The sequence below is a fragment of the Pelistega sp. MC2 genome (assembly GCF_900099475.1).
GTDB lineage: Bacteria > Pseudomonadota > Gammaproteobacteria > Burkholderiales > Burkholderiaceae_B > Taylorella > Taylorella indica.
Map to the genome: position 1 here is coordinate 94,159 of NZ_LT628273.1, position 17,111 is coordinate 111,269.

General features: G+C 39.7%; 19 protein-coding genes. 18 read left to right on the plus strand and 1 reads right to left on the minus strand.

The window, feature by feature from the left end; translation table 11 throughout:
- Nucleotides 1-105 precede the first annotated feature (105 nt).
- Nucleotides 106-3,921, minus strand: coding sequence for a trifunctional transcriptional regulator/proline dehydrogenase/L-glutamate gamma-semialdehyde dehydrogenase (gene putA / locus BQ4443_RS00510; protein WP_371128769.1), 3,816 nt, complete (start codon nt 3,919-3,921; stop codon nt 106-108).
- Between the two features lie 318 nt (nt 3,922-4,239).
- Here putA and BQ4443_RS00515 point away from each other — a divergent pair, with 318 nt between their 5' ends.
- The 18 genes from BQ4443_RS00515 to tatA all read left to right on the plus strand — a co-directional run bounded on the left by BQ4443_RS00515 (nt 4,240) and on the right by tatA (nt 17,097).
- Nucleotides 4,240-5,070 carry an ABC transporter ATP-binding protein gene (locus BQ4443_RS00515; RefSeq protein ID WP_031274822.1) on the plus strand — a complete coding sequence of 277 codons (831 nt, stop codon included), beginning with the start codon at nt 4,240-4,242 and terminating at the stop codon, nt 5,068-5,070.
- Entirely contained in the window at nt 5,067-5,840 is a 774-nt protein-coding gene (gene mlaE / locus BQ4443_RS00520) for a lipid asymmetry maintenance ABC transporter permease subunit MlaE (RefSeq protein WP_023952644.1), read from the plus strand. Before BQ4443_RS00515 ends, mlaE begins: the two co-directional genes overlap by 4 nt.
- Nucleotides 5,841-5,863: 23 nt before the next feature.
- A complete protein-coding gene (mlaD, locus tag BQ4443_RS00525; protein WP_023952645.1) occupies nt 5,864-6,340 on the plus strand; it encodes an outer membrane lipid asymmetry maintenance protein MlaD in 477 nt (158 codons plus the stop codon).
- A 5-nt stretch (nt 6,341-6,345) separates the two neighbouring features.
- Entirely contained in the window at nt 6,346-7,242 is an 897-nt protein-coding gene (locus tag BQ4443_RS00530; RefSeq protein ID WP_143000515.1) for an MlaA family lipoprotein, read from the plus strand.
- 112 nt (nt 7,243-7,354) lie between these two features.
- Nucleotides 7,355-7,960 (plus strand): MlaC/ttg2D family ABC transporter substrate-binding protein, encoded by a 606-nt coding sequence (locus BQ4443_RS00535; RefSeq protein ID WP_023952649.1) that lies wholly within the window; start codon nt 7,355-7,357, stop codon nt 7,958-7,960.
- Nucleotides 7,961-8,128: 168 nt separating this feature from the next.
- Nucleotides 8,129-8,902 (plus strand): ABC transporter ATP-binding protein, encoded by a 774-nt coding sequence (locus BQ4443_RS00540; protein WP_023952651.1) that lies wholly within the window; start codon nt 8,129-8,131, stop codon nt 8,900-8,902.
- A gap of 6 nt (nt 8,903-8,908) precedes the next feature.
- On the plus strand, nt 8,909-9,694 hold the full coding sequence (locus BQ4443_RS00545; RefSeq protein ID WP_071057874.1) for an ABC transporter permease: 786 nt from the start codon (nt 8,909-8,911) through the stop codon (nt 9,692-9,694).
- 2 nt (nt 9,695-9,696) lie between these two features.
- Entirely contained in the window at nt 9,697-9,942 is a 246-nt protein-coding gene (locus tag BQ4443_RS00550) for a BolA family protein (RefSeq protein ID WP_023952656.1), read from the plus strand.
- Nucleotides 9,935-11,191, plus strand: a complete 1,257-nt coding sequence (gene murA / locus BQ4443_RS00555) for a UDP-N-acetylglucosamine 1-carboxyvinyltransferase (RefSeq protein WP_071057741.1) — start codon at nt 9,935-9,937, stop codon at nt 11,189-11,191. Before BQ4443_RS00550 ends, murA begins: the two co-directional genes overlap by 8 nt.
- 3 nt (nt 11,192-11,194) lie before the next feature.
- Nucleotides 11,195-11,875, plus strand: a complete 681-nt coding sequence (hisG, locus tag BQ4443_RS00560) for an ATP phosphoribosyltransferase (protein ID WP_023949680.1) — start codon at nt 11,195-11,197, stop codon at nt 11,873-11,875.
- Nucleotides 11,868-13,184, plus strand: a complete 1,317-nt coding sequence (gene hisD / locus BQ4443_RS00565) for a histidinol dehydrogenase (RefSeq protein ID WP_023949678.1) — start codon at nt 11,868-11,870, stop codon at nt 13,182-13,184. Before hisG ends, hisD begins: the two co-directional genes overlap by 8 nt.
- A 1-nt stretch (nt 13,185) precedes the next feature.
- Nucleotides 13,186-13,773, plus strand: coding sequence for an imidazoleglycerol-phosphate dehydratase HisB (gene hisB / locus BQ4443_RS00570; RefSeq protein WP_023949676.1), 588 nt, complete (start codon nt 13,186-13,188; stop codon nt 13,771-13,773).
- Entirely contained in the window at nt 13,773-14,432 is a 660-nt protein-coding gene (hisH, locus tag BQ4443_RS00575) for an imidazole glycerol phosphate synthase subunit HisH (RefSeq protein ID WP_071057742.1), read from the plus strand. The genes hisB and hisH overlap by 1 nt, the downstream gene beginning before the upstream one ends.
- A 75-nt stretch (nt 14,433-14,507) precedes the next feature.
- Nucleotides 14,508-15,248 carry a 1-(5-phosphoribosyl)-5-[(5-phosphoribosylamino)methylideneamino]imidazole-4-carboxamide isomerase gene (gene hisA / locus BQ4443_RS00580; RefSeq protein WP_023952065.1) on the plus strand — a complete coding sequence of 247 codons (741 nt, stop codon included), beginning with the start codon at nt 14,508-14,510 and terminating at the stop codon, nt 15,246-15,248.
- A gap of 5 nt (nt 15,249-15,253) precedes the next feature.
- Complete coding sequence (gene hisF, locus BQ4443_RS00585) at nt 15,254-16,051, plus strand: imidazole glycerol phosphate synthase subunit HisF (RefSeq protein ID WP_023952063.1); 798 nt, start codon at nt 15,254-15,256, stop codon at nt 16,049-16,051.
- A complete protein-coding gene (gene hisI / locus BQ4443_RS00590) occupies nt 16,052-16,465 on the plus strand; it encodes a phosphoribosyl-AMP cyclohydrolase (RefSeq protein WP_023952061.1) in 414 nt (137 codons plus the stop codon).
- Nucleotides 16,466-16,472: 7 nt separating this feature from the next.
- Complete coding sequence (locus BQ4443_RS00595) at nt 16,473-16,799, plus strand: phosphoribosyl-ATP diphosphatase (RefSeq protein ID WP_371128770.1); 327 nt, start codon at nt 16,473-16,475, stop codon at nt 16,797-16,799.
- A gap of 76 nt (nt 16,800-16,875) precedes the next feature.
- A complete protein-coding gene (gene tatA, locus BQ4443_RS00600; protein ID WP_023952057.1) occupies nt 16,876-17,097 on the plus strand; it encodes a Sec-independent protein translocase subunit TatA in 222 nt (73 codons plus the stop codon).
- Nucleotides 17,098-17,111: the final 14 nt, after the last annotated feature.

Here is a 17,111-nt window from a genome sequence, read left to right on the forward strand (position 1 = left end):
CGCTTGTTACTCAAACTCTCTCTGACTGGCGTTGAATTATGCACTATTATATGTAAAAGCCACTGAAAGAAATTCTCTCAGTGGCTTGTTTTTGTCTAGTAGTAACTAGGCAATGGTCATTAGGCTTGCATTACCACCAGCCGCTGCTGTGTTAGTGCTGATGGATTGTTCGTGAACTAATCCAAGTTCAGCGTAACTTGCACCGTCACGGAGCTGATGACTAGTCAAACCTTGGGCGATGACGATTGGACCTTTTCGTTTACTTAGGCGTTTATTAAGTTCACGTAAAGAATCACCATCACCTTCAAAAAGGGCTGCATCAAATTTTGCTGTATCTAGTTCTTCCTCTTTAATGAAATGAATGCGATTTTTGAGTTGTGTATCAATCGTTTTTAACCATTCTCTTACGTCAGGTGTATCGACCAAGATGGATTGGTTACCACTTTGACGAATTTGCGTAAGTTGAGTGACTAGACCCAATGCTGTAGAAGGAATAGCGAGTACAGAACCTCGAGCAATTACGCGATAAATATTGCTCTCACCAGTTGGGCCTGGGAGTACTTTGTACAGGCTATTACTATCTTTTAAGTTAAAGTCTTTAGGTAGGTTTTGGTTACCTGTACTTAATAAGCGGAATAAGTATAGTGGACCGCCTGCTTTAGGACCTGTACCAGATAGACCTTGTCCACCAAATGGTTGTACTCCTACGACAGCACCTACGATATTACGATTTACATAGATATTACCTGCGTGAATATTGTTTGTCACATGCTCAATCGTTTCATCAATACGGGAATGGATACCAAAGGTTAATCCGTAACCAGTTTGGTTAATTTCATTAATGAGTTGGTCGAGGTTTTCACGTTGGTAACGTAACACATGAAGAACTGGGCCAAAGACTTCTCGTTGTAATTGTTTAATTGAATCAATTTCAATTAGTGTAGGCGGAATAAAGGTACCATTCTTTGCACTTGGCAATAGATTAATTTGTTTTATATTTAAACCATTATCACGCATCTTATCAATATGCTTTTGAATGATATCTTTTGCTTGTGTGTCGATTACTGGGCCAATATCAGTAGATAAAACATTAGGGTTGCCTACTCGTAATTCATCCATGGCTCCTTTGATCATATTAATCACATGGTCAGCGACATCCTCTTGTACGCAAAGAACACGCAGAGCTGAGCAACGTTGGCCTGCTGAGTCAAACGCAGAGTTCAGAACATCAAATACAACTTGTTCTGCTAAAGCAGATGAGTCAACAATCATGGCATTTTGTCCGCCTGTTTCTGCAATCAGAGGGATTGGGTGTCCATTTTTATCTAAACGATTGGCCAGTGTAGAAGCGAGTAATCTAGCTACTTCTGTAGAGCCTGTAAACATAACACCACCGACTTTATCGCTAGAAATTAGCTGCTGACCAACGGTTTCGCCTTGGCCTGGAAGTAACTGTATGGCATCCGCAGGAATACCTGCTGCATGTAAAATTGCCACGGCTTGTGCAGCAATTAGTGGTGTTTGTTCAGCGGGTTTTGCTAGAACTGTATTGCCAGCGGCTAAAGCGGCAGCCACTTGACCCATAAAAATGGCAAGAGGGAAATTCCATGGGCTGATACATACGACAACACCTAAAGGTCGTTGTTGTTCAATATCAAAATTTTCTTCAATTTGATCGGCGTAATAGCGTAGGAAATCAACGGCTTCACGTACTTCAGCAATGCCGTTATTGAAAGATTTACCAGCTTCTCGGGTAATAAGTCCGAGTAAGTTTTGTAGATTATCTTCTAATAAGTCACCAGCTTTACGTAATAGTTCTGCACGCTCATGGATAGGCGTAGATTGCCAAATCAATGACATGCTTTGTGCTTTATCAATTGCTTGATTAACTTCGTTTGCCTCGGCTTCAATGACTTCCCCAACTTTATCTTGGTGGTCGGCTGGGTTCATAATGCTGATGACACGAGTAGTATCCCACTGCGCCAGAGTACTTGGCTTGGCTTGCCATGTATTGGTGCCACCATTTAATAGCGAGGCTGCTAATGAACCTAAACGATGTTCATTGCTAAGGTCTAGACCACTAGAGTTTAAACGCTTACTATTGGCTGTTTTATACAGATTTTTTGGTAAAGGAATTTTATCGTGAGGCGCACCAAGAGGAGAGATTTTTTGTGCCATTTCGATGGGGCTTTGCACTAAGGTATTTAAATCTACATTTTCATTGGCGATTTGATTGACAAACGATGTATTGGCACCATTTTCAAGTAAACGACGAACTAGGTAGGCTAATAAAGTTTCATGAGTACCAACAGGAGCATAAATACGGCAGGGCCTATTTAATTTGTTTGTCCCAACGACTTCCTCATATAAAGGCTCACCCATGCCATGTAAACATTGAAATTCATATTGACCACGATAATAATTATTACCTGCTAGGTGGTAAATTGATGATAGTGTTTGTGCATTATGTGTGGCAAATTGTGGATAAATTGCTTCTGGAGCACTGAGTAGTTTTTTGGCGCAAGCAAGATAAGAAACGTCTGTATAAACTTTGCGTGTGTAAACCGGATAGCCTTCTAAGCCATCTACTTGCGCACGTTTAATTTCGCTATCCCAATAGGCACCTTTAACTAGACGTACCATGATGCGGTGGTGTGTGCGGCGTGCTAAATCAATAACAAAATCAATTACATAAGGAGCTCGTTTTTGATAGGCTTGAATAACAAAACCAATGCCATTCCAGCCTTGTAATGTTGGCTCTTGGCAGAGTCCCTCTAATAAATCTAGAGAAATTTCTAAGCGATCGGCTTCTTCCGCATCAATGTTCAACCCTATATCGTATTGGCGACATAGTTTAGTTAAGGCGATAACACGAGGAAGTAGTTCGTTGATCACTCTATCTCGTTGGGCTCTTGAGTAACGAGGATGTAGGGCAGATAGTTTGATAGAAATGCCAGGTCCTTCGTAAATGCCACGACCTGCTGATGCTTTGCCTATTGCATGAATGGCTTGCTCATAGTCACGATAATAGCGCTCTGCATCTGCTTCAGTAGTTGCAGCCTCACCTAGCATATCATAGCTATATCTAAAGCCTTGCGCTTCAAATTTTTTACTATTGGCTAATGCATCAGCGATTGTTTCACCAGTAACAAATTGCTCGCCCATCATGCGCATAGCCATATCAACGCCTTTGCGGATTAATGGTTCTCCACCTTTGGCAATTAAGCGAGTAATGGCGCTAGAGAGATTTTGTTCACTATTGACGGCGACTAGCTTGCCTGTAATCATAAGTCCCCATGTGGCAGCATTGACAAACATGGAAGGAGATTCGCCCATATGTGATTTCCAGTCACCATGACTAATTTTGTCGCGAATTAAGGCATCACGTGTCGCACGATCGGGAATACGTAATAGTGCCTCTGCTAAGCACATTAATGCGACACCTTCTTGACTAGAAAGGGCAAATTCTTGAATTAAGCTTTCTACGCCACCAGAAGGTGTTTTTTGTTTTAGTGCCGTTACTAATTTAAGAGCTAGCGTTTTTGTTTGTTCTGGATTAGCAATAGTAGCTTGTTGCAGTAAAACTGGGGCGCACTCTGTTTCTGGGCGACGATAAGCAGAAGTGATAGCCGAGCGAAGAACGGATTGTGATTGTATATCTTGCCCAAACTCAAAAAATGGAGGGTAGGCATTGCTATTGTCGGGGTGATGAGTTTCTAACTCTGTTGTTAGAGCATTGGGAGCTTGTGTTAAGTGGAGTAATTCTTTTGGTATATTGCCACTTGAGATTTGATCTAAATAAGCGGTTAATGCTTGTTTATGCAACCAGTGTGGTGTGCAATTAAGTTGTTGAGCAATTTCTTGTAAACGCTCTTTGGTGGCATTATCAACTTTTATGCCTAGTGTTGTATAGTCAGTCATCATGAATGTTCCTTACAGAAAGATGGAATTAGCGTATTATTTTTCTATAAGTAAATAAATTAGGGTTTACCCTTAACTAAATTAGTTAACCTTTTGTTTTTAAGTGTTATTTTTAATGATTTTTGATATAGTGCACCTTGTTGGCAATATATTGATGAGTCCTAGGATATTTTTGATTATAATGGGGGCTTAATTGTTACTTGCTTAAGCTAAAAATGACTAGTCAAGTATTTATATGAAAAATGATTTCTCTTTCTTGCTTTTTACGGTAATAAGAAATTGCTACAATAATCAATTATTCTTTTTATTCAATAATTCATTGTGTTAAAACCAGATCACGAAACAATTCTTCTTTTAGAAAATGTGTCCTTAGGCTACGGGGAGCGCACTATTTTGGCTGACTTAAATGTGCGAGTTCGTCAGGGTGAGGTCGTTGCACTAATTGGTGGTTCAGGCTCAGGGAAAACCACGTTATTACGAGGGGCGACAGGGCAAATAAGACCACAAAAAGGAAAAATATCTTTATATGGTCAAGATGTGAGTTTAGTGACATCTCAGCAATTGCAACAATTACGTCAAAGAATGGGAGTACTCTTTCAACAGGGAGCATTGTTTACTGATCTGGATGTATTTGATAATGTTGCCTTTCCTTTAAGAGAGTTAACTAATAATACAGAAAAGGTCATTTTTGAGAAGGTTTTGGATAAGCTGGATGCTGTTGGGTTACGATCTGCAGCACATTTAAAGCTATCTGAAGTTTCTGGAGGAATGGCTCGTAGGGTGGCATTAGCAAGAACAATTGTGCTTGAGCCGGATTTGATTTTGTATGATGAGCCGTTTGCTGGCTTAGACCCTATTTCACTAGGGATGACAGCGCAATTAATTCGAGATACAGCAAACCGATTAAAATGTGGTGCTTTGCTGATTACCCATGATATCGAGGAGTCGTTTAAAATAGTGGATTATGTCTATATGCTGGGACAAGGTAAAATTATTATGGAAGGTACTCCAAACGATTTTAGACATTCGGATAATCCTTATGTACAGCAGTTCTTACAAGCGAGTCCCACTGGTCCTGTCGTTTTTGAGTATCCAGAGACGTCTAACTTTCAGCAGTGGTATGCTAAACGCAAGGAGCAACTAAAGTGATTAATGCTATTGCGAGTTTAGGTGGATGGGTCGCGAATGCGATTAGTGGATGGGGACGCATATTTTGTTTGTTACTGACATTATTAAAGCAATCATTCATTATTTTTCAGCGTCCACGTTTAGTTATTGAGCAAATACATTTCATAGGCAATTATTCTTTAATTATTATTGCCGTGTCTGGCTTATTTGTCGGCTTTGTATTAGGTTTGCAGGGTTACAATACCTTATCTTCTTATGGATCTGAAGAAGCGTTAGGTATGTTGGTAGCATTGAGTCTCATCCGTGAATTAGGTCCAGCGGTGACAGCATTATTATTTGCTGGTCGTGCAGGAACTTCATTAACAGCAGAGATTGGTTTAATGAAGTCTGGTGAGCAAATCAATGCAATCGATGTGATGGGCATTAATCCAATACGTAGAATTTTAGTTCCTAGATTGTGGGGGGGGATAATTGCGATGCCTATATTGGCGGCAATTTTCTCTGCTGTAGGAATTATGGGTGGATGGTTTGTTGGTGTAGGATTGATTAGTATTGATACGGGGGCTTTTTGGTCTCAAATGCAGGCAGGTGTCGATGTTTTTCATGACGTATTAAATGGCGTAGTGAAAAGTATCGTGTTTGGTGTGGCTGTTATGTTAGTCGCTCTATATGAGGGATGGTATTGTGATCCAACTCCTGAAGGTGTCGCCAAAGCAACCACGCGAACTGTTGTTCATGCGTCTTTATTGGTGTTAGGTCTAGATTTCATCATGACTGCACTAATGTTTTAAAAATAATTTTAGGTTTGTAAAATATGCAAAGTAAAAAAACCGATTTTCTTGTAGGCTTATTTGTATTGCTTGGCTTTTTAGCATTATTGTTTTTAGCATTAAAGGCCGGTAATTTAAGTACTTTTTCGTTTGATCACACTTATAAAGTGATTGCAAAATTTGATAATGTAGGTTCGTTAAAAATTCGTGCCCCTATTAAAAGTAATGGGGTTGTTGTTGGTCGTGTCGCAGCAGTTAATTTTGATAATAAAGAATTTAGAGCGATTGTGACGTTTAATATAGAAGAGAAATATAAATTTCCTAAGGATACTTCGGCATCTATTCAAACAGCAGGGCTAATAGGGGAGCAATATATTGGTCTTTCAGCTGGTGCTGAGGAAGAAGATTTAAAAGATGGTAGTCAAATCCTTTATACGCAAAGTGCGGTCGTTTTGGAAGATTTGATTAGTAAATTCTTATTTTCAACGGCTGAAAAAGAAGGTCGTGACGAGAGTAAATAGGACTGATGATGATTAATATAAAACAGAGCTTTAAGTTATCTAGTAGTGTATTGCTAGGCTTATTATTAGGTGCTTGTGTCACGGTTGAAAAGCCTGCAGAGGGCGATCCTTTGGAAAGCTATAATCGTACAATGTTTAAGGTGAATGAAGGGCTTGATAAAGCCATTTTACGTCCTGTCGCCAAAGGTTATGAAGCCGTTGTTCCTCAGCCAGCACGTAGTTGCGTTAGTAATATGTTTAGTAATGTGGGTGATGTTTGGTCGGGGGTAAATAGTTTTGCTCAGGGGCGTGGCGTGGATTTTTTTAATTCACTAGGGCGCTTCTTAATGAACTCTACTCTTGGTCTAGGTGGCTGTTATGATGTGGCGAGTGAAAAAGGTGCCAAAAAAATTGAAAATGATTTTGGTACAACATTAGGTGTATGGGGATTGGGAGATGGTCCATATGTCGTGCTACCTTTATTTGGCTCTAGCTCGTTGCGTGATACAGCTGGTTTAGTGGGTGATTCAGTAGGTGGTACAGTAACGTATACAACCCCTTGGGCAATTGATAATATTCCTGTACGTAATAGTATAGTCGGTGTTCAGGTCGTTAATAAACGAGCAAATTTATTAGCAGCAGATGATATCGCAACAGATGTGTCTTTGGATAAGTATGCTTTCGTGCGTGATGCCTATAAGCAAAATCGACAAGCTTTATTGCGCTCTAAATTAGAAGATGAGATTGTTTCTGGCCCTCCATCTACAGCACATTTGGCTGAGGATATCACTGAAAGTGGTAATGTCATTCCGGGTCAAGAAAGAAGAAATCAATATAGACTTGAGTTGAGAGAGAAACGGCATAAAAGAGTTGAGGCGTTGGGAACAGAGAATGTTCCGGCTTATGATGATCCAGGTGAGTAATTATCTGTAACTTTCTTGACAATGCTTTAATTATTTTGGGATAAAAATCCTTTATGATTGGAAGTAACGGAGTTGTTTACTACTCTTCCCATTTTATAGGAGTGCTTAAGAAATGAGCCAAACAATTTTTGCTACACCGAAAAAAATTCTATTTAGTAGTGTGCTAGGTTTAGGATTGAGTTTATCTGTGCAGGCAGCACAAGATCCTAATCAGTTTATTGAGAAGATTGCTAATGATACTTTAGATGCGATTAAATCAAATGGTGCAGCTAAAAGTGGCAATATTGCAGAAATCAATAAAATTGTTAATGATTATTTATTGCCTCATGCAAATTTAGAGAAAACTACTCGACTAGCTACGGGTGCGCCTTGGCGTCAGGCTAGTGCAGACCAAAAACAGCAGTTAGTGTCTGCCTTTAAGCAAACCCTAGTTCGTACATATAGTGGTGCCTTTAAAAATGTGAATGATACAGCTAAGATTACGTTGCAACCTTTTAGAGGTAATGCGGATGCTAATGATGTTGTTGTTCGTTCTGTAATTACTGCAGCAAATGGCCCTGTCGCTGTGGATTATCGCCTTGAAAAAGCGGGTGATTCATGGAAAGTCTATGACTTCAGCGTTGAAAATATTTGGTTAGTTCAAAACTATAAAAACCAATTTGCTGGAGAAATCTCAAAAGGCGGTATTGATGGTTTAATTAAAAGTCTTCAAAAATAATAGATAACAGGACTTATTTGTTAAGTAACTCCATGGCATTCTTTTGATTGTCGTGGAGTTTTTATTTAGAGGTATTTTTCTTTAAGATAATTCATTGATGGGTAAGTGTTATAGCAAGGAATAAAAAGCTATAATAAATCACTTAACTATTTCCATTTACTCAAGCGAATGTCAGCAGTCACTATACAAAATCTCAGTAAGATTTATGCCAAGAATAATAGCCTATGGGGCTGTCTTATCGGCAAAGCAAATGAAACGGGTTTTCAGGCGCTAAATAATATTAATTTGACTATTAATGAAGGCGAGTTTTTTGGGCTATTAGGTCCAAATGGTGCTGGAAAAACCTCATTGATTTCCATATTGGCAGGTTTATCAAAGCCAACAACAGGTTCGGCTACCATTTATGGTTTTGATGTTCAGAAAGACTATAAACAGGCAAGACAGTCATTAGGTGTGGTACCACAAGAGCTAGTTTATGACCCTTTTTTTACCGTGAGGGAAACGTTACGCAATCAATCAGGTTATTTTGGGTTACGACATAATGATGATTGGATTGACGAAATTGTGTTCAATCTAGGGTTATCAGATAAAGTAGAAAGTAATATGCGTGATTTATCTGGTGGAATGAAAAGAAGGGTGTTGGTGGCTCAAGCATTGGTACATAAACCTCCAGTTATTATTCTGGATGAACCAACAGCAGGAGTAGATGTTGATTTACGAAAAAGCCTATGGAAATTTATCTCTTCACTAAATAAAAAAGGGCATACTATTATTTTGACGACGCATTATTTAGAAGAGGCTCAGGAGCTTTGTGAGCGTATTGCTTTTTTGCGTAAGGGTAATTTAGTTGCTTTGGATACGACTAGCGCCATATTAGAGAATACAGGTAGAAAAGGCTTAGAGTATGCCTTTTTACACTATACGCATGAGGAAAATAATTAAATGACAATGAATTCGTTACAAAATGATTTGAAGTTTGGTTCAGGTTTTCCCGCATTATTTTATAAAGAGTTATTGCGTTTTTACAGAGTTGCTTTTCAAACTATTGCTGCACCAGTGATTACTTCGGCTTTGTATTTGTTAGTTTTTGCGCATGTGCTGGAAAGTAGGGTTCAGGTTTATGGGCAAATATCATATATCAGTTTTTTAATCCCCGGGTTGATGTTGATGAGCATGATGCAAAACTCATTTGCTAATTCATCTTCTTCTCTTATGCAAAGTCGCTTAACGGGGAATTTAATTTTTATCTTGCTTCCTCCATTATCGCCTTATGAAATTTTTGCTGCCTTTGTTGGTGCAAGTATTGTACGTGGCGTGGCAGTCGGTCTGGCACTATGGTTAATCAGTTTATTTTTTACCGTAGCTATTCCACTACATTCTCTATGGGTGATAGCCTTTGCTGTGATGTCCTGTGCAGTAATGTCCTGTTTAGGATTGGTGGCTAGTTTATGGTCAGAAAAGTATGATCAGTTAGCCTCATTTCAAAACTTTATTATCATGCCAATGACATTTTTATCGGGTGTTTTTTATTCAATCCATAGCTTGCCTACATTTTGGCAAAAAGTATCATTTTTTAACCCTGTTTTTTATATGATTGATGGGTTTCGTTATGGGTTTTTCGGAATATCTGATGTTTCACCCTGGACAAGCTTTTTTGTGGTATTTTTGACGTTTATAATAGTAACTTTGATTGCCTTGAGAATTTTGGCAAGTGGATACAAACTACGGACTTAAGAATGAATTTACCGACACCAGAACAAATTAGACAATATATTGTGGACCATTTGCCTTGTGAGCACTGTGAAGTAGAGGGTGATGGTGCCCATTTTCAAGCCTTAATTGTTAGTTCAGCATTTGAGGGAAAACGGTTAATAGCGCGACATCAATTGGTTTACTCTGCATTGGGCGATCGTATGCGAGCTGAAATTCATGCCCTTTCTATGAGTACACTAACCCCAGCAGAGTACAAACAAAATGGATAAATTAAAAATAATAGGGGGTACTCCTCTTCATGGAGAGATTACTATATCAGGTGCTAAAAATGCAGCCTTACCAATACTGTGTGCAGTGTTGTTAACGGATGAGCCTATTATTTTGCGCAATGTCCCTGATTTAAATGATGTTAAAACAACGATTCGTGTTTTGGAGCAATTAGGCGTTAAGGTTGAATGGTTAGAGCCAGAGGTAGTGCGCTTACAGGCAGATAACATTATTTCTTATGAAGCACCTTACGAGTTAGTTAAAACAATGCGCGCATCTATCCTAGTGCTTGGCCCATTATTAACACGTTTTGGGCAAGCAAAAGTTAGTTTGCCTGGTGGGTGTGCTATTGGGCAAAGACCTGTAGATCAACACATCAAGGGATTAGAAGCTCTGTCGGCTGATATCAAGGTTGAGCATGGTTTTGTTGTCGCTAAAGCGGAGCGTTTACAAGGTGCATCCATCCGTACTGATATGGTCACTGTTGGTGGAACAGAACAATTCCTGATGTCGGCAGCCTTAGCCAAAGGAACCACGATTTTAGAAAATGCAGCAAGAGAGCCAGAAGTTGTCGATTTGGCGGAGTTGTTGATTGCTATGGGAGCCAAAATTACTGGCCATGGTAGCGACCGTATTATTATTGAAGGTGTAGATAAATTACATGGTACAGATTATACGGTTGTTGCTGATCGCATTGAGGCAGGAACTTTCTTGTGTGCTGTGGGAGCGGCAGGTGGTGATATTACCTTACGTAAAGCGGCTCCACATACAATGGGTGCGACGTTAGATAAGCTAATTGAAGCTGGATTAACAATTGAAACAGGTGCTGATTGGATACGTGCTCGTATGGATAAGCGTCCCAAGGCAGTGAGTATTAAAACTCATGAGCATCCGGGCTTTGCGACTGATATGCAAGCTCAGATGATGGCACTCAATACGATTTCAGATGGTACGTCAGTAATTGTTGAAAATATTTTTGAAAATCGTTATATGCATGTACCTGAACTAATTCGTTTAGGGGCAGATATTACGTTAGATGGTCATACCGCAGTGGTCAATGGCGTTGAGAAATTATATGGAGCCAAAGTGATGGCAACAGACTTGCGTGCATCAGCAAGTCTAGTGATTGCTGCATTAGCTGCGGAAGGCGAAACTATTATTGATCGTATCTATCATTTGGATCGTGGCTATGCCAAGATGGAAGAGAAACTTCGTATGGTAGGTGCTAATATAGAACGTATTAAAGGGTAGAAAATGAGTTCAATAGAACAACCGCTGATTACGCTAGCATTATCAAAGGGTCGCATATTTGAGGATACTGTACCCTTGTTGGAGGCAGCGGGTATTCAAGTTCCTGAAAATCCCGAAAGCTCACGTAAGCTAATCTTAGCGACCAGTAATCCTTATTTGAGATTACTAGTAGTACGAGCTTCAGATGTACCAACTTATGTTCAATATGGTGCAGCAGATATTGGTATTGCTGGTAAGGATATTCTTTATGAGCATAGCAAGGAGCACCCAGGAGGACTTTATCAGCCGATTGATCTAGATATCGCTAAATGCCGACTCTCTGTCGCTGTACGTAAAGGGTTTGATTATGAGGGCGCTGTTAAAAAAGGAGCTCGCCTGAGAGTAGCAACCAAATATGTGAATGTTGCTCGTGAACACTTTGCACGCAAAGGCGTTTATGTGGATATTATCAAACTTTATGGCTCTATGGAGCTTGCTCCATTAGTTGGCTTAGCTGATGCGATTGTTGATGTTGTTTCAACAGGAGGTACATTAAGAGCCAATGATTTGGTTGAGGTGGAGGATGTGTGGCCTGTGTCTTCGCGGTTGATAGTTAATCAAGCCTCCCTAAAGACTAAAGGGCAATATTTGCAGCCGTTGATTGATGCCTTTGCAAAAGCTAGTCAAGGAAATAGTCATGAGTAAGTCTGTTATTAATCGTTTAAATTCAAAAGATATTGCATTTAAAGATAATTTAAAGTCATTGTTGGCATTTGAGTCAGAGCAAGATGATGCAATTGAAAATGCTGTAAATAGCATTTTGAAAGATGTTAAACAAAATGGCGATAAGGCTGTTTTGAAGTATTCACAACAGTTTGATAAGGTCACAGCAACGTCAATGGCTGAGTTAGAGGTTTCGCTAGCTGAGTGCCAAGTGGTCTTAGAGAGTTTGCCACAAGAACAGCGACAAGCCTTGGAAGCTGCAGCAGAACGAGTGCGTACATATCATGAGCGTCAGAAAACACCTTCTTGGTCATATCAAGAATCTGACGGTACGATATTGGGCCAGAAGATTACCCCTATGGATAGAGTCGGTTTATACGTGCCAGGAGGTAAGGCAGCTTACCCTTCATCCGTATTAATGAACGCTATTCCGGCTAAAGTGGCGGGTGTTAAAGAGGTGGTTATGGTCACACCCACACCGAATGGGCAGCGTAATCCATTGGTATTAGCTGCAGCTGCTGTAGCGGGCGTTGATCGTATTATTACCATTGGTGGTGCACAAGCTGTGGCCGCACTAGCGTATGGTACAGAAACGATTTCTCAAGTGGATAAAATCGTTGGTCCTGGAAATGCCTTTGTTGCATCAGCTAAACGCCATGTGTTTGGTACTGTGGGTATTGATATGGTAGCTGGGCCTAGTGAGATTTTAATTATTGCAGATGGTAAAACACCTGTGGATTGGATTGCTATGGACTTGTTTTCTCAAGCTGAGCACGATGAACTAGCTCAGGCAATTTTATTATCACCAGACGAAAATTATCTGAATAAAGTCGAAGAATCAATTATTAAACAACTTGAAGCAATGCCGCGTAAGGATATTATTGCAACAAGTCTAAAAAATCGTGGTGCTTTAATCAAAGTAGATAGCCTAGATGAGGCATGTGAGATTGCGAATTTTATTGCACCAGAACACTTAGAAATTTCTACTGAAAATGCACAGGTGTGGGCAGATAAAATCCGTCATGCTGGTGCTATTTTTATGGGTCCTTTTAGCTCTGAGTCATTGGGTGATTATTGTGCTGGACCTAATCATGTATTACCTACATCACGAACAGCACGTTTTTCATCACCGTTGGGTGTATATGATTTTCAAAAACGTTCGAGCCTGATTCAAGTATCTAAGCAAGGAGCGCAAACACTTGGCAGAATTGCTAAGGAGTTAGCTTACGGTGAGGGCTTGCAATCTCATGCACGTAGTGCAGAATATCGATTAGTATCTGAGGAAAAATAAAATGCGTACAGCAGAAATTATTCGTAATACCAATGAAACTAAAATTAGGGTTTCAATTAACTTAGATGGAACTGGTAAGCAATCGATTAATACAGGTGTGCCTTTTTTAGATCATATGATTGATCAGATTGCTCGACATGGCTTAATTGATATTGAGATTGAGTGTGATGGGGATGTACATATTGATGACCACCATACTGTTGAAGATATCGGCATTAGTCTAGGTATGGCAGTGGCTAAAGCGGTGGGTGACAAAAAAGGTCTTACTCGTTATGGACATTCTTATGTACCATTAGATGAGGCGTTATCACGTGTTGTCATGGATTTTTCTGGACGACCTGGTCTTGATTATCATGTCCCCTTTACACGCGCATTGGTGGGGCGATTTGATGTTGATTTAATCCGTGAATTTTTCCAAGGATTTGTTAACCATGCTTTAGTGACATTGCACATTGATAATCTGAAAGGGATTAATTCGCACCATCAGGCAGAGACTGTATTTAAAGCTTTTGGTCGTGCTTTACGTATGGCCGTAACACCAGACCCTCGTTCTGAGGGGGTTATTCCTTCTACCAAAGGTGTATTGTAATGGGCTCCAATGTCAATATAGCGATTGTGGATTATGGAATGGGAAATATCCATTCTGTACAAAGAGCTTTGCGTTATGCTGCTCCAGAGGCGAATGTTTATTTAGCCAATACTGTTCAGTTGCTAGATCAAGCAGATAAAGTTGTTTTACCTGGACAAGGGGCAATGAAGGATTGTATGCTCAATCTAGAACGTTCAGGTTTAAAAGAATCGTTGTTGATAGCCGCTAAAAATAAACCATTATTGGGTGTTTGCGTAGGCGAGCAAATGCTTTTTGAACGTAGTGATGAAGGCAATGCAGAATGCTTGGGGTTATTTCCGGGATATGTCGCCAAATTTGAAGGCGAGGTGTTTGCAAAACCCCATTTAAATGACCACCGTGAGCATCTTAAAGTGCCACATATGGGTTGGTCTCAAGTCAAACAAGAACGTAGTCATCCTATCTGGAATGGTATTCCAGATAACAGTTTTTTTTATTTTGTGCATAGTTATTACGTTGTTCCTAGTGAACCATCATTAACTGTGGGCAGTAGTTTGTATGGATATCCATTCACGTGCGCAGTGGCTAAAGACAATATTTTTGCGGCGCAATTTCATCCTGAGAAAAGTGCTGAATATGGTCTAAAACTCTATCGTAATTTTGTTGAGTGGAAAATTTAATAAAATCTATACAAAAATAGGGTATAAATACATTTTTGGATAATTTTTAATCATTTTTGTTTTTTGTGAACTGATATGTTGTTAATTCCTGCAATTGATCTTAAAGATGGGCGTTGTGTACGTCTTCGTCAGGGTGAGCTAAATGATGCTACTGTATTTTCCGATGATCCGGGTGCAATGGCTAAGCAATGGCTAGATAAAGGAGCTAATCGCTTACATCTAGTTGATTTAAATGGTGCATTTGCGGGAAAACCCAAGAATGCTGAAGCTATAAAAAGTATTTTAGCTGCTGTGGATGATGAAATTCCAGTACAAATTGGTGGGGGTATTCGTGATATGGATACCATCGAAGCTTATCTAGACATGGGACTAGAATATGTGATTATTGGTACTGCGGCTGTTAAGGATCCATTATTTTTACAAGATGCTTGCTCTGTCTTCCAAGGTCATATTATTGTAGGGTTAGATGCCAAAGACGGTAAAATTGCGACCGATGGTTGGAGCAAAATTACTAAGCATGATGTGATTACGACGGCTAAACGTTATCAGGACTTTGGTGTTGAATCAATTATTTATACCGATATTGGTCGTGATGGTATGTTAACAGGAGTGAATATTGAGGCGACATTAGCCTTGGCTCGTGCTGTAAATATTCCTATTATTGCTTCTGGTGGCGTTCACAATATGGATGATATTAAGGCATTAGTTCCATTAACAGATGAGGGTGTTGAAGGCGTTATCTTAGGCAGAAGTATCTACGAAGGAACACTTGATTTTGAAGAAGCTCAACGCTACGTTGATGAATTAGAGGATTAATAAAAGTGAATGCCATAACTCCAGTTTCTACCTTAACAAAACGCATTATTCCTTGTCTTGATGTCACTGCAGGCAGGGTGGTAAAAGGTGTGAATTTTGTTGAATTGCGTGATGCTGGTGATCCAGTGGAAATTGCTCGTCGCTACAACGAACAAGGTGCAGATGAATTAACCTTCTTGGATATTACAGCAACGAGTGATGGTAGAGATTTAATACTTCCCATTATTGAGCAAGTGGCCTCGCAAGTATTCATCCCTTTGACTGTTGGTGGAGGTGTACGAGAGGTCAGTGATGTGCAACGCTTATTAAATGCGGGTGCTGACAAGGTTTCTATAAACAGTGCAGCAGTAGCTCGTCCAGAACTGGTATTAGAAGCTAGTCAATATTATGGCTCACAATGTATAGTGGTAGCTGTTGATGCACGCAAAGTTAGTAAAGAAGGAGAGCCTAATCGTTGGGAAGTTTATACTCATGGAGGGCGTAAACCAACTGGGATTGATGCTCTAGAATGGGTTATTAAGATGGCTGATTATGGGGCTGGAGAAATTCTACTAACGAGTATGGATAAGGACGGTACAAAATCAGGCTTCGATTTAGAGTTAACTCGAGAAGTATCGGATGCTATTGCTATACCAGTCATAGCTTCTGGTGGTGTTGGTAATTTACAGCATTTAGCAGATGGTGTGACAAAGGGTAGGGCTAATGCTGTTTTAGCTGCTAGTATTTTTCACTATGGTGAATATACGATTGCAGAATGTAAAGAATATATGAGCAAACAAGGTATTGCTGTAAGAGGTGTTTAAATGTCTGCTTGGTTAAAACAAGTACAATTCGATGATAATGGCTTGATTCCAGCAATTGCACAAGATTATAGGACTGGGCGTATTCTTATGGTGGCATGGATGAATCATGAAGCACTATTAGAAACAGTTAAAACGAGAGTGGCTGTCTATTGGTCTCGTTCTCGTAAAAAACTGTGGCGTAAAGGAGAAGAGTCTGGGCATGTTCAAAAAGTACATGAAATACGTTTAGATTGTGATCAAGATGTTATTTTGTTAAAAGTAGAGCAAGCACATGGCGTGGCGTGTCATACAGGGCGTGAAAGTTGTTTTTATTTGAAACTAGAGCAAGACCCAGCAACAGATGAACTATCATGGCAGGCAGTTGATCCTGTCCTTAAAGATCCAAAAGAAATTTATAAAGAAACACATGAATGATTTAAATATGCAGGATTTTTTACATGATTTGAGTAAAACACTTGAGTCACGTTTACCTCAGAATGGTGGGGACGAACAGACTTCATATGTGGCGAAACTCTTTAGCAAAGGGCCTGATGGTTTTTTAAAAAAAATTGGTGAAGAAGCAACAGAATTAGTAATGGCTTGTAAAGATGAGCAGAAACAAAGGATTGTTGCGGAAACGGCTGATTTGTGGTTCCATAGCATGGTGGCATTAACCTACTATGGTTTAACACCAGAAGATGTGATACAAGAACTTAAACGCCGTGAAGGTGTTTCGGGTTTAGAGGAAAAAGCATCACGGAGATCATAATGAAGATGAAAGAGTTTTGTCATCACATTATAAAAGTTTAATTTTAAAATATCTGATTGATTTTAGGAGTATCAGAATGGGTGGTTTAAGTATTTGGCATTGGTTAATTGTATTACTAGTTGTTGTGCTTGTATTTGGCACTAAGAAATTACGTAATGTTGGAGAAGACTTAGGCGGGGCCGTAAAAGGTTTCAAAAAGGGCATGAAAGAGGGTGAGGGTGAGCCGTCATCTATCACAAACCAACAGTCAGAAGATGTAAATACTGTTGATGTAAAAGCGAAAGAAAAAGCTGAGTAATTTTTTGAGTTGCC

Excerpts from the sequence above, each read along its gene's own strand:
- putA (WP_371128769.1), bottom strand. The coding sequence starts at position 3,921 with ATGACTGACTATACAACACTAGGCATAAAAGTTGATAATGCCACCAAA.
- tatA (WP_023952057.1), top strand. The coding sequence starts at position 16,876 with ATGGGTGGTTTAAGTATTTGGCATTGGTTAATTGTATTACTAGTTGTT.
- hisI (WP_023952061.1), top strand. The coding sequence starts at position 16,052 with ATGTCTGCTTGGTTAAAACAAGTACAATTCGATGATAATGGCTTGATT.
- murA (WP_071057741.1), top strand. The coding sequence starts at position 9,935 with ATGGATAAATTAAAAATAATAGGGGGTACTCCTCTTCATGGAGAGATT.
- mlaD (WP_023952645.1), top strand. The coding sequence starts at position 5,864 with ATGCAAAGTAAAAAAACCGATTTTCTTGTAGGCTTATTTGTATTGCTT.
- hisH (WP_071057742.1), top strand. The coding sequence starts at position 13,773 with ATGGGCTCCAATGTCAATATAGCGATTGTGGATTATGGAATGGGAAAT.
- BQ4443_RS00545 (WP_071057874.1), top strand. The coding sequence starts at position 8,909 with ATGAATTCGTTACAAAATGATTTGAAGTTTGGTTCAGGTTTTCCCGCA.
- hisD (WP_023949678.1), top strand. The coding sequence starts at position 11,868 with ATGAGTAAGTCTGTTATTAATCGTTTAAATTCAAAAGATATTGCATTT.
- hisG (WP_023949680.1), top strand. The coding sequence starts at position 11,195 with ATGAGTTCAATAGAACAACCGCTGATTACGCTAGCATTATCAAAGGGT.
- hisA (WP_023952065.1), top strand. The coding sequence starts at position 14,508 with ATGTTGTTAATTCCTGCAATTGATCTTAAAGATGGGCGTTGTGTACGT.
- hisB (WP_023949676.1), top strand. The coding sequence starts at position 13,186 with ATGCGTACAGCAGAAATTATTCGTAATACCAATGAAACTAAAATTAGG.
- BQ4443_RS00540 (WP_023952651.1), top strand. The coding sequence starts at position 8,129 with ATGTCAGCAGTCACTATACAAAATCTCAGTAAGATTTATGCCAAGAAT.
- BQ4443_RS00535 (WP_023952649.1), top strand. The coding sequence starts at position 7,355 with ATGAGCCAAACAATTTTTGCTACACCGAAAAAAATTCTATTTAGTAGT.
- BQ4443_RS00595 (WP_371128770.1), top strand. The coding sequence starts at position 16,473 with ATGCAGGATTTTTTACATGATTTGAGTAAAACACTTGAGTCACGTTTA.
- BQ4443_RS00530 (WP_143000515.1), top strand. The coding sequence starts at position 6,346 with ATGATGATTAATATAAAACAGAGCTTTAAGTTATCTAGTAGTGTATTG.
- BQ4443_RS00550 (WP_023952656.1), top strand. The coding sequence starts at position 9,697 with ATGAATTTACCGACACCAGAACAAATTAGACAATATATTGTGGACCAT.